Source organism: Streptomyces sp. NPDC057271 (assembly GCF_042668715.1).
Lineage (GTDB): Bacteria > Actinomycetota > Actinomycetes > Streptomycetales > Streptomycetaceae > Streptomyces.
The window spans coordinates 66,857-86,721 of the sequence record NZ_JBHUYJ010000013.1 but is presented as its reverse complement, the minus strand read 5'-3'; the positions used below and the strand labels follow the sequence as shown (position 1 = coordinate 86,721).

Annotated in this window: 19 protein-coding genes and 1 tRNA gene; 14 read left to right on the top strand and 6 right to left on the bottom strand. The window is 72.2% G+C overall.

The features are described from left to right. Window positions 1–43 precede the first annotated feature (43 nt). Window positions 44–1,864 (bottom strand): ABC transporter ATP-binding protein, encoded by a 1,821-nt coding sequence (locus tag ACFUJR_RS09460; RefSeq protein WP_383163484.1) that lies wholly within the window; start codon window positions 1,862–1,864, stop codon window positions 44–46. Window positions 1,865–2,229: 365 nt separating this feature from the next. Here ACFUJR_RS09460 and ACFUJR_RS09455 point away from each other — a divergent pair, with 365 nt between their 5' ends. The 7 genes from ACFUJR_RS09455 to ACFUJR_RS09425 all read left to right on the top strand — a co-directional run bounded on the left by ACFUJR_RS09455 (window position 2,230) and on the right by ACFUJR_RS09425 (window position 8,408). Continuing rightward, on the top strand, window positions 2,230–2,715 hold the full coding sequence (locus ACFUJR_RS09455) for a DedA family protein (RefSeq protein WP_383163486.1): 486 nt from the start codon (window positions 2,230–2,232) through the stop codon (window positions 2,713–2,715). A 160-nt stretch (window positions 2,716–2,875) separates the two neighbouring features. Further along, the gene (locus ACFUJR_RS09450; protein ID WP_383163488.1) at window positions 2,876–3,604 is read left to right on the top strand and encodes a YoaK family protein; all 729 of its coding nucleotides are present in this window, start codon (window positions 2,876–2,878) and stop codon (window positions 3,602–3,604) included. Window positions 3,605–3,895: 291 nt separating this feature from the next. Then, on the top strand, window positions 3,896–4,393 hold the full coding sequence (locus ACFUJR_RS09445) for a SigE family RNA polymerase sigma factor (protein WP_383163490.1): 498 nt from the start codon (window positions 3,896–3,898) through the stop codon (window positions 4,391–4,393). After that, window positions 4,386–4,835, top strand: coding sequence for a hypothetical protein (locus ACFUJR_RS09440; protein ID WP_383163492.1), 450 nt, complete (start codon window positions 4,386–4,388; stop codon window positions 4,833–4,835). Before ACFUJR_RS09445 ends, ACFUJR_RS09440 begins: the two co-directional genes overlap by 8 nt. A gap of 322 nt (window positions 4,836–5,157) precedes the next feature. Then, window positions 5,158–6,402, top strand: a complete 1,245-nt coding sequence (locus ACFUJR_RS09435; RefSeq protein ID WP_383163494.1) for a mannosyltransferase family protein — start codon at window positions 5,158–5,160, stop codon at window positions 6,400–6,402. A 39-nt stretch (window positions 6,403–6,441) separates the two neighbouring features. Continuing rightward, window positions 6,442–6,903, top strand: coding sequence for a hypothetical protein (locus ACFUJR_RS09430; protein WP_383163495.1), 462 nt, complete (start codon window positions 6,442–6,444; stop codon window positions 6,901–6,903). Window positions 6,904–7,091: 188 nt separating this feature from the next. Then, window positions 7,092–8,408: a phytase gene (locus ACFUJR_RS09425; RefSeq protein WP_383163497.1), complete on the top strand. Its 1,317-nt coding sequence runs from the start codon at window positions 7,092–7,094 to the stop codon at window positions 8,406–8,408. 352 nt (window positions 8,409–8,760) lie between these two features. Here the strand turns inward: ACFUJR_RS09425 and ACFUJR_RS09420 are convergent, their stop codons facing one another. Continuing rightward, complete coding sequence (locus tag ACFUJR_RS09420; protein ID WP_383163499.1) at window positions 8,761–10,824, bottom strand: carbohydrate binding domain-containing protein; 2,064 nt, start codon at window positions 10,822–10,824, stop codon at window positions 8,761–8,763. Between the two features lie 401 nt (window positions 10,825–11,225). Between ACFUJR_RS09420 and ACFUJR_RS09415 the strand changes: the two genes are divergently transcribed. Next, a complete protein-coding gene (locus ACFUJR_RS09415) occupies window positions 11,226–11,570 on the top strand; it encodes an alpha-amylase (RefSeq protein ID WP_383163501.1) in 345 nt (114 codons plus the stop codon). Between the two features lie 523 nt (window positions 11,571–12,093). Here the strand turns inward: ACFUJR_RS09415 and ACFUJR_RS09410 are convergent. Then, a tRNA-Pro gene (locus tag ACFUJR_RS09410) sits at window positions 12,094–12,167 on the bottom strand. A 147-nt stretch (window positions 12,168–12,314) separates the two neighbouring features. Here ACFUJR_RS09410 and ACFUJR_RS09405 point away from each other — a divergent pair. Then, window positions 12,315–12,776, top strand: a complete 462-nt coding sequence (locus ACFUJR_RS09405) for a DUF309 domain-containing protein (protein ID WP_383163604.1) — start codon at window positions 12,315–12,317, stop codon at window positions 12,774–12,776. 19 nt (window positions 12,777–12,795) lie between these two features. Here the strand turns inward: ACFUJR_RS09405 and ACFUJR_RS09400 are convergent, their stop codons facing one another. From ACFUJR_RS09400 to ACFUJR_RS09390, 3 genes are all read right to left on the bottom strand, one after another. Next, the gene (locus ACFUJR_RS09400) at window positions 12,796–14,046 is read right to left on the bottom strand and encodes a cytochrome P450 (RefSeq protein WP_383163502.1); all 1,251 of its coding nucleotides are present in this window, start codon (window positions 14,044–14,046) and stop codon (window positions 12,796–12,798) included. 80 nt (window positions 14,047–14,126) lie between these two features. Continuing rightward, window positions 14,127–14,501 (bottom strand): DUF488 domain-containing protein, encoded by a 375-nt coding sequence (locus ACFUJR_RS09395; protein ID WP_383163503.1) that lies wholly within the window; start codon window positions 14,499–14,501, stop codon window positions 14,127–14,129. Window positions 14,502–14,530: 29 nt separating this feature from the next. Continuing rightward, window positions 14,531–15,148: a TetR/AcrR family transcriptional regulator gene (locus tag ACFUJR_RS09390; protein WP_383163505.1), complete on the bottom strand. Its 618-nt coding sequence runs from the start codon at window positions 15,146–15,148 to the stop codon at window positions 14,531–14,533. A gap of 314 nt (window positions 15,149–15,462) precedes the next feature. Here ACFUJR_RS09390 and ACFUJR_RS09385 point away from each other — a divergent pair, with 314 nt between their 5' ends. The 5 genes from ACFUJR_RS09385 to ACFUJR_RS09365 all read left to right on the top strand — a co-directional run. After that, a complete protein-coding gene (locus ACFUJR_RS09385) occupies window positions 15,463–16,191 on the top strand; it encodes a phosphatase PAP2 family protein (RefSeq protein ID WP_383163507.1) in 729 nt (242 codons plus the stop codon). Beyond that, the gene (locus tag ACFUJR_RS09380) at window positions 16,188–17,204 is read left to right on the top strand and encodes a DMT family transporter (RefSeq protein ID WP_383163509.1); all 1,017 of its coding nucleotides are present in this window, start codon (window positions 16,188–16,190) and stop codon (window positions 17,202–17,204) included. Before ACFUJR_RS09385 ends, ACFUJR_RS09380 begins: the two co-directional genes overlap by 4 nt. 121 nt (window positions 17,205–17,325) lie before the next feature. Next, window positions 17,326–17,997: a MerR family transcriptional regulator gene (locus tag ACFUJR_RS09375; RefSeq protein WP_383163511.1), complete on the top strand. Its 672-nt coding sequence runs from the start codon at window positions 17,326–17,328 to the stop codon at window positions 17,995–17,997. Between the two features lie 51 nt (window positions 17,998–18,048). Further along, window positions 18,049–19,056: an SPFH domain-containing protein gene (locus ACFUJR_RS09370; RefSeq protein WP_383163512.1), complete on the top strand. Its 1,008-nt coding sequence runs from the start codon at window positions 18,049–18,051 to the stop codon at window positions 19,054–19,056. Then, on the top strand, window positions 19,053–19,865 hold an 813-nt coding region (locus tag ACFUJR_RS09365), incomplete at its 3' end, for a hypothetical protein (protein ID WP_383450291.1). The genes ACFUJR_RS09370 and ACFUJR_RS09365, both read left to right, overlap by 4 nt.

Below are 19,865 nucleotides of genomic sequence, written 5' to 3'. Positions count from 1 at the left end.
AGTACGGGAATCACGGGCGCGGCCCGGTCGCGGTGCGACGGTGTCAGCGCAGGTCGGCCTGGGCGGGGGTGTCGTCGAGGAAGCCACCCGACTGGTGCTGCCAGAGTTTCGCGTAGGCCCCGCCGAACGTGAGCAGCTCCTGGTGCGTGCCCTGTTCGACGATCCGGCCGCGGTCGAGGACGACGAGCCTGTCCATGCCGGCGACCGTGCTGAGCCGGTGCGCCACCACGAGCGCCGTGCGTCCCGCCATGAGCTTCCACAGCGCGTCCTGGACCAGGATCTCGCTCTCGGAGTCCAGGGCGCTGGTGGCCTCGTCGAGCAGCAGGATCGGCGCGTCACGCAGGATCGCCCGGGCGAGAGCGACCCGCTGGCGCTGCCCGCCCGACAGCTTCACCCCGCGCTCGCCCACCATGGTGTCGAAGCCGTCGGGGAGCGCGTCGGCGAACTCCGTGACGTGCGCCGCCTCAGCGGCGCGGCGGATCTCGGCCTCAGTGGCGCCCGGCCGGGCGAACGCGATGTTCTCCCGCAGGGTGCGGTGGAACATGGCCGGGTCCTGCGGTACGTACGCGATCTGGCTGCGCAGCTCGGCCTGGCGCAGCCGGCTGATGTCCTGTCCTCCGATCGTGATCCGGCCGCCGTCGATGTCCGACATCCGCAGCAACAGCCGGGTGAGCGTGGTCTTGCCCCCGCCGGACCGCCCGACGAAGCCGATCTTCGCCCCGCCGGGCACGGCCAGGTCGAGACCCTCGAAGAGCGGCTCGGCCCCCGCGTGGGCGAAGGTCACCTTCTCGAAGCACACGTCGGCGCCCCGCGGCGTGAGCCGTTCCGGGGACGCGGGGTCGCGCACGGTCGGCGCCTGGAGGAGGAGTTCGGTGAACTGCGCGGCCTCCGTCATGGAGCTCTCCAGCCGACGGTAGATCTGGTTGAACTCGAACATGATCCGCGTCGCGTTGGCGTAGTACGTGAAGGCGACGATGACGGCCTCCACGCCGTGCTGTCCCGCGCCGAGCCCGAGTGCGAGCAGCAGCCCCAGCACGTTGGTCAGCACGGACATCGGCGCGACGAGAGTGTCGATGCGCAGGTTGCCGTAGTCCCAGGAGCGCAGCGTGAGTCGTCGCGACTCGGCGACGCGGGACCGGTGCTCGGCCGCCTCGCGTTCCTCGGCGGCGAAGGACCGGACCGTGTCCATGTTCATCAGGCTGTCCGCGACATGACCGGAGACGCGGGCGATCGCCTGCTCGCGCCGGGCGACCAGCGCCTGGCGGCGACGGATGAGCGGGGTCACGCACACCGCCGTGACCGTGATCAGCGTGAGAAGGCCGACCACGAGCAGCGGGTCGTACTGCCAGAGCACCACCGAAGCGAACACCAGCGGTACGAAGCTGCCCATGACGGAGAACGTGAGGGTGTCGACGAACTCCTCGAAGCGGGAAGCGAAGCTGAGGACCCGCTTGGTCAGCGATCCGGCGAAGTTGTCGTGGAAGAACGCGGCGTCCTTGGCGTACAGCTCGTCCATGCCGATCACGTACAGGTTCTCGATGCCGCGGGCGTCGAGGCGGTTCAGACAGTGCAGGCCGATGCGCCACAGGGCCTCGGCGAGCAGCAGGACGCCGGCGAAGCCGAGGACGTACGGCAGCATCGGGCCGATTCCGGTGGCTGCGTCGCCGTCGCCGGCGATCCGGCCGACGAGTTTGGCGACGACCAGCGGCGCGATGTAGAAGATGCCGATGTTGCCGAGCGCCGGCAGGAGCAAGGCAGGCACGGTCATCCGACGGAGCCGGGCCAGTTCCCTTCCGTAGTAGCGGAGCGCGAGGAGCACCGAGCCCTTGCTCGGTAAACCTTCGGATGATTCAGGTGATCCCATCTCGAACCCTGTGTTCTCGGACCGACAGGTGACAAAACGTCAGTCTTGCGTGTCGGCACGTGCCCGGTCCACGTGTTTTCTCCGCGCGGGCGGGAGCCGGAGACGGATGAGGCTCGCGGCCCCTCGGTCCCGCACCCGACCTGCCGGGCTCAAGCCTGGGCAGCCCGGTACCGTATGCCCGCCGTATGCACGTTCGGTTAGGCTGACCTTGCCTTGCGCGCGGACGTGCAGTCCCCGGTGCCGCGGGCGGGAACCCACAGGACGGACCGGGCAGAGGGGGGCGCAGGTGAGAGACAGTGACCGGGCTTGGGCCCGTCGTGTGCCCGCCGACGCGGTTTCCGGCCCGCTGCCGGGGACGAGGCGCCGTGGATGAGATCGCGCTCACGGCCGGAGCCCTGTACGCCATCGTCCTGCTCCGCGCCGGTGGGACGTTCGCCGTCGGGTGGCTCGCCGGTGCCGGTGCCCGGCGCAGCAGGTTCTCCGGGCGGATCTCCTCGGCGAGGTTCCAGCGCGCCGAACGGGCGATCCGGCGGTGGGGCGCGCCGGTGGTGGCCTTCTCCTTCCTGACCGTCGGTTTCCAGACCGCCGTCAACTTCCTCGCCGGCAGCATGCGCATGCCGTTGACGCGCTACCTCCCCGCCCTGTTCGTGGGCGGAGCGGCCTGGGCGCTGATCTACGCGACCGCGGGGATCGGCGTGCTCGAAGTACTGGGCAGGCTCTTCGCCGAGCGGACGGCCCTCGGGGTGTCCGCCGTGGCCCTGCTTCTCCTCGCGGTGTGCGGGGTGGTGGTCCGTCGCAGAAGAAGGGCGGCGGCGCTGTCCGCCGGCGACACCGTGGCCGAGGACTCCTGAGCCCCTCCCGGCGAGGGCGAGGCGCGCCGGGCGCGACGGGGTTCGCCGGGCCGATGGCCCGGGGACGCCGGTCCTGGACGCCTGGCGGTGGATCATGTCCTGGGGGACCGACACCGTTCGGTGTCCGCATCGCCCCTCCGTCCCGGAAGGACCTCCGAGGATGCGCAAGCTGCCGGCCGACGTGGCCCACACGCTCGTTCCGCCGAAGGGCGACCGGCACGGGCCCCTGCCACCGCTCATGCTCACCCTGACGCTGGTGTCAGGCCTGGTGGACGCGGTGAGCTTTCTGGCGCTCGGGCATGTCTTCGTGGCCAACATGACCGGCAACGTGGCACTCCTGGGCTTCGCCGTGGCGGGTGCCGAGGGCCTGTCCGCCCTCGCCTCGCTCACGGCGCTGGCGTCGTTCCTCGTCGGCGCGGTGACCGGCGGCCGCTTCGGCACCCGGTTCACCGCGCACCGGGGGCGCCTGCTCGGCGCTGGCATCGCCGTGCAGGTGGTGCTCGTCGCCGCGGCGCTCGTCACCGCGGTCGTGTCGGGGGACGAGGTGAGCACGCCGGTGCGGTACACCCTGATCGTGGCCCTCGGCCTCGCCATGGGGCTGCAGACCGCGGTCGCCCGTCGCGTCGCCGTGCCCGACCTGACCACGACGGTACTGACGCAGACGCTGACCGGACTGGCCGCCGACTCCGCCACCGCCGGCGGACCCGCGCCCCGGCCGGCCAGGCGGGCCCTGTCCGTCCTGGCCATGCTCCTCGGCGCCCTCGCGGGCGCGCTGCTCCTCCAGGTCCGGCTCACCCTCGCCCTGGCGGTGACGCTTGCCCTGCTCGTGGTGGTGCACCTGGTCGTCCGACGCCTGTCCGCCACCGACGCCGCCTGGACCAGGCCCTAGCCTCCCGTACGAGACTGCGCGAGGAGCTGCGCGCGGTCGGCGCGGTGAAGGTCCTCGCGGAGGGGAGGGCGGCCCGCGGTGGACCGGAGAGGCCGGGGAGGCCGGAGAGGCCGGAGAGGTCGGAGAGGTCGGAGAGGTCGGAGAGCGGCCTGCGTACGCTCCGCGGGGGCGACGCGTGTCGGCCTCCTTCGGTTCCGTGATCACCGTCACCCTGTTGATTCGTGGCCCGTGTCAACCGGACGCCTGGTGCCAGGCGTATGCGGGGTGAAGCGAAAGATCCGGGAGTGAGTGTTGACCGTTGAGGAGTTCGAGGCGTTCTACGAGCAGGCGGTCGCGCGACTCACAGGGCAGCTGTACGTGATGCTGGGCGATCTGCACGAGGCTCAGGACGTCGTGCAGGAGGCGTTCGTCAAGGGCTGGAGCCGACGGCGCCAGCTCGACCGCGACCGGCAGCCGGAGGCGTGGATCCGTACCGTCGCCTGGCGCCTCGCCGTGAGTCGTTGGCGTTTCCGCCGGCGCACGTCGGACGCCTGGGACCGCGCGGGCGCCCCACCACCCGTCGAGGGCCCCGGCCCCGAGCATGTGGTGCTCGTCGAGGCGCTGCGTGACCTGCCCGCTCAGCAGCGGCGCACGGTGACGCTGCACTACCTGTGCGACCTGAGCGTCGAACAGATCGCCGGCGAGACGGGACAGTCCGCCGGCACCGTCAAGACGCACCTGGTCCGCGGCCGGGTCGCCCTCGCCGATCGCCTGCAGCCCCGGAACGTTGAGGAGGACCCCGGTGCTTGACCCCCAGGAACCCCAGGACCCCCTTCGTGAGCTGTTCCGGCAGGCCGCCGCTTCCGGGCAGTCCCGTTCGCGTGCCGTACCGGTCGCGCACATCGCCGAACGCGCCAGGCGCGCGCGCCGGCGGCGCCTCGCCGTCGCGGCCGGCGCCGCGTGCCTGATCTTCGCCGGTGGCGGGGTGACCGCGGCGGCGCTTCTGTCGGACGGGCCGACGCCCGTCGTCCCGGCGAACAGCCCCAGTCCCAGCCCGAGCCCGCCGGCCGAACCGCCGTCTCCCGCGGAGACGACCCGGCCGCCGGTGACCGGCTCGACGTCACCGACCACGGCCACCGGTCAGGGCGTCCCCGGCGATCCGTCGGCCTCCGCGACATGGCCGTCGGGGACGACCACGACACAGCCGTCGGGACGGACGACCACGACGCCCCCCAGCCCTCCGTCTCCCTGACCACCACCCTCCGCCCTCCCCGGACCGCCGACCGCCTGACCTCCGCCCTCCGCCCCCCTGCCCCCTGGCCTTCCCCTCCGCCTGACCGCCGGCCGCCCGACCTCCGCCCCCGCTGACCGCCACCCTCCCGGCCTCCGCCCCCTGCCCCCTACCCCCGCCTTCCTGGCCTCCGCCCCCGCCTGACCGCTTACCTCCTGGCCTCCGGGCCTCCGGGCCTCCGGGCCGCCCGGCCTCCGCGCCGCCGGGCTTCGCCACCGTTCCTCGCGATGCGCCGTCGTCGTCGCGCGATCCCCCTGCCTTCTCACACCCACGAGAGTCTGAAATGTCCGTGATATCCCCGCAGTCGCGGGAAGAGACGACGTCGCTCGCCCTCCCCCGCACCGCCCCGGAACCGAACGCCGGTGGCTCCCCAGGCACCGGACGGCGCACCGGCCGCCCGCGGCTGAGCGGCACGGACCGGGACGTCCTCTGGCTCTACCTGCTGACCCGCACCGCCGTCTGGACGACCGCCTACTGCGCGCGGTGGATCTTTCCCGCCGACGCCGACAGCCGCGACCCGGGCCCCGTTCTCGCCTCCTTCGAGCGATGGGACTGGGGGCACTTCCTGAACGTGGCGCGCGACGGCTACTTCCCGGCGGGAGACGGCCCCTGGAACACCGCCTGGGACAACCGCGAGGCGTTCTTCCCCGGCTTCCCGCTCGCCCTGCGGGCGGTCCACACCGTCGTCCCGCACTGGACCGCGGCGGGGCTGCTCATCTCGTTCGTCGCCGGAGGCGTGGCCGTCCTGGCGCTGGCGAGGATCGCGCGGCTGTACCTGCCGGACGCCCAGGCGGGACCACGGGCGGTCCAGCTCCTGCTGCTCTCGCCGTGCGCGGTCTTCCTCGCCGCCGGCTACAGCGAGTCGCTCTTCCTCGCCCTCGCCCTGCCCGCCTGGCTCGCCGCCCAGCGCGGCCGGTGGCCCCTCGCGGCGACGCTGGCCGCCCTGGCCACGACCGTACGCATCAGCGGTCTCTTCCTCGCCGCCGCGCTCGCGCTGCACTTCCTCCTGGCCGCCCGCACCCGCGCCGACTGGGGACGACTGCCCTGGCTCGCGCTGCCCGCCCTGCCCGCCGTCCTCTACGCCTGGTATCTGCACGCCCACACCGGCGACTGGATGGCCTGGAAGCACGCCCAGGAACGCGGCTGGTACCGCCGGTTCCACGCACCCTGGGAAGCCTGGAGCACCACGTGGGAGTCCGCGTTCGACCACGTCCAGACCACCGGCTACGCCTTCATGTTCCAGGCCGAACTTCTCACGATGCTCATCGGACTGGCCCTGGCGGCCCTGCTGATCCGGCGGCGCCGCTGGCCCGAGGCCGTCTACATCGCCCTCAGCCTCTGGGCCCTCGGCACGTCGTACTGGTACACGTCCATCCCCCGGGCGACCCTCCTCTGGTGGCCGCTGTGGGTCACGCTCGCCGCGTGGAGCCTGCGTCATCCCCGCTTCGGGACCGCCTACCTCTGCCTCGTCGCACCCTTGTCGACCGTCTTCGCCCTCACCTATCTGACAGGACGCTGGGCCGGCTGACCAGGCAACCTCCCACCGCGGGAACACGTCCTTCGGAACATGATCGACTTACACGACCCCGGCACCCACCCCGATGACGAAGAAGATGCCGTGCGCCCCGGCCCGTTCTGGCGCCACGCGCTGTGGGTGGTCGGCATCACGGTCGCCGCGCTGGCGCTGGGTTGGGTGACATCCCTGTTCCGCCTGGGGCTCATGGAGTACGGACTTCCGGCCGCCGCTTCCGGTGATCTCACGGCCTATCTGGTCGCCTGGGGCGCCGTGGGCCTCGCTGTGGCGACGATTCTGCGCGCCGTCGCCGCGAGGGTCCCGGTCTACGCCCCCGGCCGTATCGCGGCCGGCCTCACCTACCTGGGCACCCGACTCACCCTCGGCTGGCGCCCGGAGGCCCCTCTTCTCGTCGGGATGGCCGCGATCGCACTCGCCGCCGCGGCCGCCTGGTCCGCCTTCGCGCTCGGCGCACTTCGCCGAGCCCCGCAGGAACCCGCCCCCGCCGAGCGGTAGTCACAACGCTCCGCCTGCGCTGCGGATCTCGGGCCGCCCGACGGAGCGGGCGTGACCCTGCCCGAGGGCGGTGTCCAGCATGCAGACAGACGGAACCGCGACATCACGTCGCGTTAATGATCGCGTCGCGATTCCTTCGCGGACCTTCCATAGCGTTCTCGGCGTTCGCACCCCTACCAAGGAGTAACGTGAGCGCCTTCGCTCTCAGCACCCTGACCGCACTCGCCACCGCTCTCTCCCTGACGACCGGGCCCGCCGTCCCGGTGACCGTCAGGGCCACGGTGGAGACCCCCGTGGTGTACGACGACGAGGCGGGCGGCAACGCCGACGCCGACGACCCGGCCGTCTGGGTCGACCCCGAGAACCCCGGCCGCAGCATCGTCATCGGCACTCTGAAGGAGGCAGGCCTCGACGTCTACGGGCTCAACGGCCGCCGCCTGCAGCACATCGCCGCGCCTCAGGCCCCGAACGAGGACGCCAAGCCCGGCCGCTTCAACAACGTCGACATCGTCTACGGCTTCGAACTGGACGGCGAGAAGACGGACCTCGCGCTCGTCAGCGACCGGGGCCGCGACCGCATCCGCGCCTACGCCATCGACCCGGCCGCCGTCGCGGCCGGAAGGCCGCCGCTGAAGGACGTCACCGCCCCCGACGCGACACCGGTCTTCGCCGCGGACGAGACCGAGGTCGATGACCAGCGCACCTCCTACGGCCTGACCGCCTTCAAGGACGGCGACGACGCCTACGCGGTGGTGTCGCAGCGCGAGGAGACCCGCCTGCGTCTTCTCCAGCTGAAGGACGCCGACGGACGCGTCGGCTACGAGACCGAGGACACCCTCGACCTGCCCGCCGCCTTCACTCTGCCCGACGGCACCGACTGGACCCCGTGCGCGGACCCCGGCGAGAACCCCCAGGTCGAGGGCATGGCCGTCGACCTGGAGGAGCACGTCCTGTACGCCGCCCAGGAGGGCGTCGGCCTGTGGCGGATCGACCTGGACGACGAGGAGTTCGAGGACCCCGAGCTGATCGACCGCGTCCGCGAGTACGGTACGCCGTGGAGGTACGACGCGGCGGAGGAGGAGTGCGTCCTCGACACGGAGAACGACCCCGGCTTCGGCGGTGAGCACCTGAGTGCCGACGCGGAGGGCGTCACCGTCTACCACGGCGACGACGGCGAGGGCTACGTCCTCGCCTCCAGCCAGGGCGACAACACCTTCGCCGTGTACGAGCGCGACGGGGACAACGACTACCTCGGCTCGTTCGCCGTCACCGACGGCGCCACCGACGGCGTGCAGCACTCCGACGGCTCCACCGTCGTCAACGTTCCCCTGGGCCGCTCCTTCCCCAAGGGGCTGCTGATCACCCACGACGGCGAGGCCACTCCGACCGACGGCGACCGCGAGGGCACCAACTTCAAGTTCACTCGCTGGGACGCCGTCGCCGGCGCCTTCCCCGAACCGCTCACGGTCGACACCGACTCGTTCGACCCCCGCGACACGGACTGACCTCGTCGGTCAGCTCGTACCGTCCGGCTCCGTGCCCCGGACCACCGCGACGCGACGTCCACCAGCGGGCGCATGGGAGCAGGACGGCCCGCAGCCCGCCCACCGAGCCGGTACGGCAGGCCCGTCCGTGCGGCGAACGCCTCCCCCACCGCGGGGAAGTCGCCGTCGCTGACGGCCGGTTCGTCGAACTCGACCCAGCGGCGCGCCCCGTCCACCAGGAGGGGCTCGCCGTTGGCGACCCGCTCGACGGGAGGGGACAACGCTGCCCACGGGCGATGCCCGCAGGCAGCGTTGTCGCGTGTGCGTCGGGCGGGTGCCGGCGTCGACCCGTACCCGAGCACGTAACAGCAGGTCAGTCGCGCCAGGTGTCGTTCAGCGAGACCTGACCGTCGGCGGGGACGGTGGCCGTGCGGTTGGCGCCGCTCTCCCAGGTGACGTTGCCGGAGGCGTCCTTGCGGACGTACTTGTACTCGAAGGACGTGCCCGCGGGCAGCTCCACGTCGAGCTTCCACACCGGGTACGCGGCGGGGTCGAGCTTGAGGGCCGCGGCGGGCGCCCAGTTACCGAGGGCGGCCTGGTTGCCGACGACGTAGATGTTCTGACCGGGGACGGTGGTGGCGGTGACCGCGAAGGCCGCGCCGGGCTCGGTCTGCTGCGCGTCACAGGGGTTGCCCGTGCCGACGGTGCCGTTCATGACCGTGATCTCGCCGGTGCCGAGGGCGTAGTCGGCGCCGTTGTTGTTGTCCCAGGTGCCGGAGCCGTTGTTGAAGGCCGCCTTGAGGCCGGTAGCGGAGCCGAGGGTGATGCTCTTCTTCACCCAGCCCGTGCACGCGCTCTCCATGGCGACACCGGGCGAGGTGGTCCAGGTGCCGCCGGCGGGGGCGTAGTGGATCTTGTAGGCGGACCAGTTCTTGTCGGTGCTGTAGTAGACGGTGGCCGTGTTGTCGCCGGGCTTGTCCCCGACCATCGCGTCGATGTGCAGGGCAACGGCGTCGTTGCTGCCGATGGTGGCGGTGAACTTCCCGTCCGTACCGACGGCGTACGTGGTACCGGTGCAGCCGCCGCTCGTGGTCGGGTCCCCGTGCTGGACGTCGCAGTAGGTGCCGGCCGGGAGCGAGGTCTGGAAGGTCTGGGTGAGGGAACCGCCCTCGTGGTTGACGGCGACGAACGCCTTGCTGCCGCGGCCGAAGGCGACGGCGTTGTTGCCGTTGTCCCACCAGTTGGTGATGCCCGTGCCCTCGGAGACGTTGCGGAAGGCCACCATGTTGGCGATCTGGCGCCAGGCGTGCTGGCAGCTCCAGCCATCGCTGTAACAGGCTTTGACGTTACCGCCGTTGGGGGCACCGGCGTCCCGGTTGCCGAACTCGTACCCGGAGTGGACGGACGGTGCGCCGTAGGGGTGGGCGAGCATGAAGACGTGGGCGAGCGTGTAGTTCGCGCCGTCGCGGTAGCTCAGGCTGGAGCCGTTGCGCTCGGTGTCGTGGTTGGCGACCATGGCGCCGCTCTGCCCGGAGGGCATGTAGCCCCAGGCCTCACCGAAGTTCTTGAGGTAGGACAGTTTCTCGCCGGTCAGGGTCCGCTTGAGGTCGGTGGTGTAGCGGAATTCCTGGACGTCGCCGGTGGCCAGGTACTCGTTCGGCGAGACGGCCTCGCCCGCGCCGTGGATGGCCTCCTGCATCCAGTGGACGTTCTGGTCGGTGAGCTTGCCGCGGATGGCGGCGAGGTCGCCGGCGGCCATGTGCTTGACCGCGTCCATGCGGAATCCGTCGACGCCCAGCGACAGCAGGTCGTTGAGGTACCCGGCGATCTTGTCGCGCACGTGGTCGCTGCTGGTGTTCAGGTCCGAGAGCGACGGCTGCCCCGTCTCGCCGAGCTCGCATTCCTGGACGTTGTAGCGGTCGGCGTAGTTGCTGCCGATGGGACGGCGGCAGCCGTGGAAGTCCGCGTCCGAGTAGGTGCCGGGGTAGTTGTACTTGCTGTACTGCGTGCCGGCGGTGCCGGTGCCCGAGCCGGACGTCATGTGGTTCAGCACGGCGTCGACGACGACCTTCACACCCGCGTCGTGGCAGGTGTTCACCATGCTCCGGAAGGAGTCACGGTCGCCGAGCGGTCCCTGGATCTTGTAGCTGACCGGCTGGTACGCGGTCCACCAGGCGCTGCCCTGGATGCGCTCCTGCGGCGGGGAGACCTGCACGTACCCGTAGCCCTTGGGGCCCAGGGTGCGCGTGCACTCGCGGGCGATCGAGTCGAAGTCCCACTCGAACAGGACGGCGGTGACCTTCTTGTTCCCGTTGACGGTCGGCGCCGCCGCCGCCGGCTGGGCGGGCACGGTGAGGGCGGTGGTCAGACCCAGCATCAGGCAGACGCCCGCCAGGGCAGCAGAGGTTCGTCTTCGGGCAGGTGCGATCGAGCTCATACGGCGGCTCCCAAGGGTCAGGTGGATGTGAGTCGCGGAAGTTACGGGCCCCAAGCTCCGCAAAACATTGCTGTAACTTTCAGCAAGTGCCAGAAAGTTAAGGTTTCCACCGCATCGGGTCAAGACTTCCGGCACGACCACTTCGCCCGCCGCCACGGCATCCGGGCCACCTGCGCCGAACCGGCTGGGGGAGCAGGCGCAGCGGACGCGGGGCCGGAGGAACTCCTGGATGGCAGACGCGGTCTGACCCTCCGAAGTACGCGGATCTCCCGGCCGTCACCGGGGGCGCGGCGTCACAGGCGCGCGCCTACGAGAATGCCTCCCGCGCGCGACAAGCCCCTTGGCTGAAAACCCTTGCAGAAACTTGCACAAGGTATCCATGTGTCCCGAGGATTCGGGACATGGCAAACCACTTGAAGTGCGTATCGCGTCCCGTCGCTCTCGCCGCCATGACCGCGGCGGGTCTCCTGATGGCCCTGACCACCGCCCCGTCCGCTGCGGCGTCCACCGGATCGCCGGCTCCGGAGTGTGTGGAGTACTTCCAGAGCTGGCGCTACACCGACGTCCACAACGGCTGCGGCGACACCGTCTCCGTGACTGTCACGTACACGAACGGCCAGTGGGCCCCGTGCCGCGTCATCGAGCCCGGCGGCTGGGCGACCTTCACCGGCTACGGGACGAACGCCAACTACGTCCTGGGGCTGAAGACGTGTGCCCCCTCCCTCGTCACAGCCGACGGCGCCTGAGCCCCGGACATCTCCATGACCGGTGCAGGTGAAGGCCGGAGGCCACACCCCCTGCCCTGCACCTGCACCGTTCCCATGAGTGGCGGGTCGCTCACCCTCTTCGCGCCCGCCGCAGTGATCGTGCCTTCCATCGACGGCGACACCGCCTCGACTTCCCGACCGGAACGCGCACCCCCAAGTCCTCGTACCACTGGTACAAGGCGGCCATCGCCGCTTCCACGACCCGCTAGCCGGGGGGCTTGCCGATCAGGCCGATGGAGGGCGCCACGACGAGTGCCGTGCGTCGCGACGGCGGAGGCCGCGGGGGCCGACGACTCCGTCAGCGTCGCCGGGGTGCGCGCCTCGGTCGGCAGCGCGCCGCGAGTTCGTCCAGGGTGTGAAACTCGGCTACGAGCCCGATCGCGGTCGCCCGCTGACACGGTCAAGCGAGTCGGTCCCCGACGGGTCCCCAAAAACGATCAAGGGGCCGTTTCAGATTGCTCTGAAACGGCCCCTGATCTGCGACTACGAGGCGAACCTCTCGTCGGGACGACAGGATTTGAACCTGCGACCCCTTGACCCCCAGTCAAGTGCGCTACCAAGCTGCGCCACGTCCCGATGCCCGTGCCCCCGGTTGTCCCCGGCGGCGGCGTGCAAGAGAACATTACCCCACTCCGTGCGGCGCCGGGGCGCACCCCCTGCCGGGTCGCGGGTGGTATCCGCCCAGGCGGGGCGGGCTCGGGGGAGAATGGGAGCGTGGACAGGATGCCGAGGGACCGGGACACGGAGGGGCGGGCGCGGAGCGGGCGGCCTCGGGACGGGCTGGGGCGACCGTTGCCGTACGGGGCCGAGGGGGTGCCACGGCAGCCGGAGGGCGTCGTACGAACCCCGGAGGCGACGGTGCGCGAGGCACAGCGGCTCCTCGACGCGGGGATGCCGTTCCACGCGCACGAGGTCTTCGAGGACGCCTGGAAGAGCGGCCCCGCCGAGGAGCAGGATCTCTGGCAGGGGCTCGCCCAGCTGGCCGTGGGGCTGACGCACGCGGCACGGGGCAACGCGGCGGGCGGGGCACGGCTGTTGCTGCGCGGCGCCGCGCGGATCGCCGGGCAGCCCGATCCGTACGGGATCGATGTCGGCGGACTCGTACGGTGGGCCCGTGCGCTGGCCGACCGCGCGGGTGAGGTGACGGACGCCGCCGCCGAGGCGCCGCGTCTGCTCGGGGAGTGACGCGGCGCCTCGCGGAGGGTCACCAGGTGACCCACAGCTCCAGGGGCGAGCGGTGGATCATGGTCGGCCGCATCACGACCTCCTGGTCCTTCGCCAGCCGCAGCCCGGGGAGGCGGCGGGTGAACAGCTCCAGGGTGAGCCGGAGTTGGGTGCGGGCGAGCTGGGAGCCGGGGCAGCCGTGGGCGCCGTGGCCGAAGCTGACGTGGCGCACGGGGCTCGCGGACCGGGTGATGTCGAAGGTGTCGGCGTCCTCGTGGCGTGCCTCGTCACGGTTGGCGGAGCCGTAGGCGACGAAGACGGTGGCTCCTGCCGGCAGTTCGGTTCCGGAGAGCACGACCGGCCGGGTGGTCGTCCGGCGGAATCCCTGGACGGCGGTGTCGAAGCGGGCCGCTTCCTCCACCGCCCCGGGTATGAGCTCGGGCCGGGCGCAGAGCAGCTCCCACCGGTCGCGGTGGGACAGCAGGTGGAACAGGGCGGTGCCGATCAGCGCGGTGGTGGTCAGGTGGCCGGCGATGAGGAGGTTCTGCAGATTGGAGACGAGTTCGTTCCGCTGGTCGTCGGTGAGTTCACGGGTGCCGGGCCCGAGGCCGGTGTCGGGGGCCAGGGCGGCGACCATCGCGGAACAGAGGTCGTCGCGCGGCCGTGCGCGCCGGTCGCGGGCGTAGCGGTCCAGGAGGCGCTGGAGCGCGACGACGTCCTCGGCGGCGGCCAGCTGTTCGTCCTCGGCCATCGGCCGGAAGAGGAGTTGCTCGGCGCGGTGTCCTCCGTGCACCGCGGCGGGCACGTCCTCGGGGTCGAAGCCGATGAGCCGGCCGATGACGGCGCCGGGCAGCTCGCGCGCGTACGACCCCATCACCTCGGTGCGGCCGTCCGCGGCGAAGCCGTCGACGAGGCGGGCGGCCACCTCGGCGGCGTACGGCGTGAGGGCCGCGACGCGCGCGGCGGAGAGGCCGCGGTTGATCGGGGCCCGATGGCGGCGGTGCGCGGCGCCGTCCGTGGAGACGACGGTGGGCCGTCTCCCGAAGCCGCGGGCGAGGACGCCGAAGACGGCGGGCGGGGGCAGCACGTCGGGCCGCAGGGACTGGGCGGAGGAGAAGTCGTCGGGCCGCAGCAGCACTTCCCGGACGTCGGCGTCCCGGGCGACCAGCCAGGCGTCGAGCTCGGGGACGAAAGTCAGACCGTCGGCCTGTCGCGCACGTGCGTAGAGGGGGTACGGGTCGCGCTGCAGCTCGTCGAGCAGCTCGTGACGTGCGTATGTCGACGGGTCCACGCGGCGCCTCCGGAACGGGAAGGTGCGGAACTCGGGCAGGGTGCTGTCACGCCATGGTGACCGGACCCGCGTGTCCCTGGCTACGCCGCGGAGTCGGCCAGCGCGCGTTCGAGTACCGATGTGTGGCTGACGGAGGGGTCCTTGGCGGCGGTGACGAGGGTGACGGGTCCCTGGGCGGCGAGGATGCGCAGCCGGTCGAGCGCCTCGGCGGCCTCGGGTTCGGCGAGCTCGTCCTCGTACCGCCGGCAGAACTCCTCGTACGAGCCCTCCGAGCCGTGGTACCAGCGGCGCAGTTCGGTGGAGGGGGTGAGCGCCTTGGGCCATTCGTCGATCCGGGCGTCGGTCTTGGCGAGGCCGCGCGGCCAGAGGCGGTCGACCAGGACCCGCACGCCGTCGTCGGGCGAGGGGGCTTCGTAGATCCGTCGGACGCGTACGTCGGGGGTGGCGGAATCCATGGGTCCAGGGTGCCGGAGGGGACGGGCGGTCACACCTCGGCGCGCCCCGGTGCGGGCATCAGGGCGGGCAGGAGGACGGAGTCGACGAAGGCGCGCATGGTCGACGCGTCGGCGAACCGCTCCTCGAAGAGCCGCTCGATGCGGAGCATGCCGAGGAAGCTGGGGGCGACGAAACCGACCGCCGGGTTGTCCGGGTCGATCTCGCCGCGTTCCGCTGCCCGTCGGAGGATCTCGTCGAGCGCGGCGATCTCGGGGCTGATGACGGTCTCGCGGAGCGCCTCGCGCAGATCGGGGTACTGGACGTACGCCTGGCTGACGGCCTCCATCAGCTCGGCGTCGTGGTCGCGGCGGGTCGAGGCGAGGTGGGCGGCCTCGCGGAGATCCCCGGCGAGCGAACCGGTGTCGATGCCGGCGAAGAACACGCAACGCTGTTTGGACAGGGCGGCCGTGACGAGCTTCGGCTTGGTCCCCCACTGCCGGTAGAGCGTCGCCTTGCCGCACTTGGTGCGGGCCGCGACCCCCTCCATGGTCACCGCGTCGTATCCGCCCTCGCGGAGCAGGCAGAGCACCGCCTCGTACAGCTCGGTCTCCCGCTCGGGGGTGATCTTGCTGCGGCGGGCGGCTTCGGTCGCGGCCTGCGTGGACATGGCTTCCTCCCGGACAGCTCTCTGCACATACGAGAGTAGGGGGTGCACAATCGAGACGCAAACGTATCGAGACGCTTGCGTCTCGATGAATTCGGATCTAGGCTTCCTCCGTTTGCTGGCGATTTGACGGAAAAAGGGGCCACGGCATGGCTGCCGGGATACGCGGGACACGTCCCACCGGACCGGGGCCGACCGCTACCCCGGACCCGTCGAGCACCCCGAGCCCGCCGCACCCGTCGAGCACCCCGAGCCCGCCGCACCCGTCGCGCACCCCGAGCACCCCCAGCCCGTCGCGCACCCCGAGGCCGTCCCTCGTGCGTGAGCTGCTGCTCGTCTCCGCACTGTTCCTCGTCTACAAGTTCGGCCGGCTCTTCGCGAACGGGCACGAGCTGCGGGCCTTCCACAACGCCGACCGGATCTGGGAGGCGGAGCGCGCCGTGCGTCTGCCCGGCGAAGGGTCCGTACAGGCCCTGCTGATGCACGGCGAACCGCTCGTGCGGGCCGCCAACACCTACTACGCGGCCGTGCACTTCCCCGCCACGATCGCGTTCCTCGCCTGGCTCTACCGGCGCCGGCCGGACCACTACCTCTGGTCCCGACGCGTCCTCGCGCTCCTCACCGCCGCCGCGCTCGCGCTGCATCTCCTGATGCCGCTCGCCCCGCCCCGGATGCTCGACGCGACGGGCCTCGTCGACACCGCGCGGGTCTACGGCCCGTCGGTGTACGGCGCGACCCCCGCCACGGACTCGATGGCGAACCAGTTCGCCGCGATGCCGTCGCTCCACTTCGGCTGGGCGCTGATGGTCGCGATCGGTCTGATCGCCGCGACCCGTACGCGATGGCGGTGGCTGTGGCTGCTCCATCCGGCGCTGACCCTGCTCGTGATCGTCGGCACCGCCAACCACTACTGGTTCGACGCGCTCGCGGCGGCGGCGCTGCTCGGTCTCGCCCTCGCGGTCGTACGGGCCCCCGACACCGGCCCCGCCGCCCCCGGGTCCGTCCTTCACGCCGCGGCACCCCGCCCGGCGGAGGTCCTGCAATGAACGCCCTCCAGGGCACCCTGCCCGCCGTCCTCCTGTCCCTGGTCTCGACGGCCGGTTACGCGCTGGCCGCGGTAGCGCAGTCACGGCTCGCCTCTGGCTCCGACGGCGGAAGCGGCACGCTCCGCGCGCTTCTCGCCCGTGGCCAGTGGTGGTCGTCGGTCGGACTCAACGCGGCGGGCGCGCTCGCCCACGTGGCCGCGTTGCACTACGGTCCGCTGACGCTCGTTCAGCCACTGGGTGCGCTCACCCTGGTGGCGGCGCTGCCCCTGGGGGCGTACTACGCGCGGCGGCGCGTGACCCGGGCGGAATGGCGCGGCGCGCTGTGGACGCTGACCGGGCTCGTCGGCCTGATCTCGGTCACCGGACCGGCGACCCCGGGCGACGCGCTCAGCCTGCGGGAGGCCCTCGTCGTCGCGGCGCTGACGGCGCTCCTGATCGCGGCCCTCGCCTCGGGCGGACGGCGCAGGCCGGGTCGCGGCCGGGGGCTGGGGCACGCCACGGCCTCGGGGATCGCCTCCGGAGTCGGCTCCGCGCTGACGCAGACGCTGACGGCCGCGCTCGCGCGCGAGTTGCCGGGCGGACCGACGGTCTGGTGGCAGACGGCCTTGATCGCCGTCCTGATCTCGGCCTTCGCCGTGGGCGGGCTACTGCTCTCGCAGACCGCCTACCGGGGCGGTCTCGCCGCGCCGCTGGCCGTGGTGAACCTCTCCAACCCGGCCGCCGCCGCGATCATCGGCGTGGCGCTGCTCGGCGAGACGTTCCGCGCGGGAGTGTGGGGCTGGCCGGTGGCGGCCGCCGCCTCGGCGGTGGCGGCACGCGGGGTCGTACTCCTGACGACCGGGGCGGGATCCCCGCCCGCACCTCCGAACACCCCTAGCGCGTCTCCGGTGGTCACCTCCGGACCGCCGCTCCCCCACCCCCGTAAGGACGAGGCACCGAGCATGCCCGGGACCACTCCCACGACCGCACCGGCGAATCCTCCGGCGGCCGCCCCGGCGGCCGTCGCCGGCTGACTGCGGGTCAATCCGCCCCGAGCAGACACCCGATCCCCTCTTGGATAGCTGCACTATCCTCGATGCCCGGAGTAGAACTCCCCGGTGTGCGTGTCGAGACGATGGGAACGGTGAACCGCTTGTGCGCCTCTCCGAGTTGAGCGACCGCGGGGGTGTGTCGGTGGCCACCGTGAAGTACTACCTCCGTGAGGGGCTCCTGCCCCCGGGAACGCCGGTCACGGCCCGGCAGTCGACGTACGGCGAGGAGCATCTGCGCAGGCTGCGCCTGGTGCGGGCGCTCCTCACGGTGGGCGGGATGACGATCCAGCAGGCCCGGGACGTCCTGGCGGTGGCGGACGACCCCGCCTCCGGCCGCCACGAGCGCGTCAGCGTCGCCGCGTACATGCTCGGTCCGCAGATCTCGCCGCCCGAAACGTCCGACCCCGAGCGCGCGCGCTGGGACGAGGTCTTCGCGGAGATGCGCGATCTGCTCGCCGAAATGGGCTGGCGGGTGAGTGACGGGGCGCCTGCGCTCGCCGCGCTGACCCGGGCGGTCGTGACGCTCCGCGCGCTGGGCTACCGGGGCGGTGTCGACCACATCCGGCGGTACGCCGAGGTGATGCACCCGATCGCCGCCGAGGAGTACACGGTGATGGAGGAGTACCCGGTCGTGGAGGAGGCGATCGAGGCGGCCGTCGCGTACACGATGCTCTACGAGCCGATCCTGCTCGCCCTGCGCCGCCTGGCACACGAGGACGTCTCGGCTCACCTGCATGACGCCGCCCCACCGGAACCCCCGATATCGTCATCTTGACGAAAGGGCACCCTCCCGTTATCGTCAACATGACGACAAGGGGGAGTTCCCATGGCCGACATCACCCGCCGCGCCGGCTGGCGCCATCTGCGGTCCGCGCCCACGGCGCACATCCGTCACCACCGTCGCGGACGCCTCGTCCACGACGGGACGGGCCTGAGCTTCTGGTACCGCTCCCTGTCCGCCGCGCTCTCCGAAGTGCCGGTGAACGACCGGGAGCTCGCGATGGCCTTCCACGCGCGGACCGCCGACTTCCAGGACGTGAGCGTGCAGTCCACCGTCACGTACCGGATCGGCGAACCGGAGGCGGCCTCCACCCGGCTCGACTTCTCCATCGACCCGGACACGGGCGCGTGGCGCGGTGCGCCGCTGGAGCAGATCGCCACGCTGCTGACCGAGACGGCCCAGCAGCACGCCCTCGACGTCCTCGCGCGCACCCCGCTGGCGGCGGCGCTGGTCGACGGCGTGGCGGCGGTACGCGACCGGATCACCGACGGGCTCGCGGCCGAGCCGCGTCTGCCGGCCACCGGAATCGAGGTGGTGGCGGTACGGGTGGTGGCGATCCGCCCGGAGCCGGAGGTGGAGCGGGCGCTGCGCACCCCGGCCCGCGAGCAGATCCAGCAGGAGGCGGACCGGGCGACGTACGAACGGCGGGCCGTGGCGGTCGAGCGGGAGCGGACCATCGCCGAGAACGAGCTCGCCAGCAAGATCGAGCTGGCCCGGCAGGAGGAGCGGCTCGTCGACCAGCGGGGCACCAACGCCCGCCGCGAGGCCGAGGAGAGCGCCGCCGCCGACTCCGTACGGGCGGAGGCCGAGGCGGTACGGAAGGTCCGCCTCGCGCGGGCCGAGGCGGAGGCGGCGCGGGAGGTCGGCGAGGCACGGGCGGCCGCGCAGGCGGCGTGGCTGCGGGTGCACGGGGAGGTCGACGCCGGGACGCTGCACGCGCTGGCGGCGACCAGGGCGGCGGAGAACCTGCCGCGGATCGAGAGCGTGACGGTCTCCCCCGACGTACTGACCGCACTGCTCGGCAGGCTGGGCGGCGGCGGGTCGTCGTCGTGAGCCTGGCGCCGCGCGCGGTGCTCGTGCACCGCGTCACGGAGTACGAGGGGCTGCTCGCGCGCCACGGTACGCACGGGCAGGCGGAGTTCTTCCTGTCGAGCCGGGGCCGGAGCATCGAGGACGTACGTCGGCGGCACGAGCGCCACCGACGGGGGCTCGCGGAGGTCGCGGCGGCGGTGCCGCTGTCGTGGCGGCAGGCGACGGTGGAGCGGGCGGACCTGGACCGGTTCCTGTTCGGTCCCGAGGACGTGGTCGTGGTGGTCGGGCAGGACGGCCTGGTGGCCAATGCCGCCAAGTACCTGGACGGTCAGCCGGTCGTCGGCATCGACACCGACCCCGGGCGGAACCCGGGGGTCCTCGTCCGCCACCGGGCGGCGGACGCCGGGACGTTGCTGCGGTCGGCGGCCGCGTCGGCGGAACGTACGGGGGTGGACGAACTCACGATGGCGGAGGCGGTGACGGACGACGCGCAGCGGCTCCTCGCCCTGAACGAGATCTATCTCGGCCCACCGAGTCACCAGACCGCGCGCTACACCCTCGCGGTCGACGGCGGAACGGATGGGAAGGGTCCGGCGGGGGCGCCGGGGGCGGGTTCGGTGGCGGGCTCGGCTGGAACGGTGGCGGGCTCGGCTGGAACGGTGGCGGGCTCGGCTGGAACGGTGGCGGGCTCGGCTGGGACGGCGGCGGGTTCGATGGGGACGGCGGCTGGGTCGGTGGCGGGTTCGATGGGGACGGCGGGTTCGGCGGCGAGGGCGGCGGGTTGGGCTGATTCGGCGGGTCGGGCGGGTTCGGCGCCCGAGCCGCAGGCC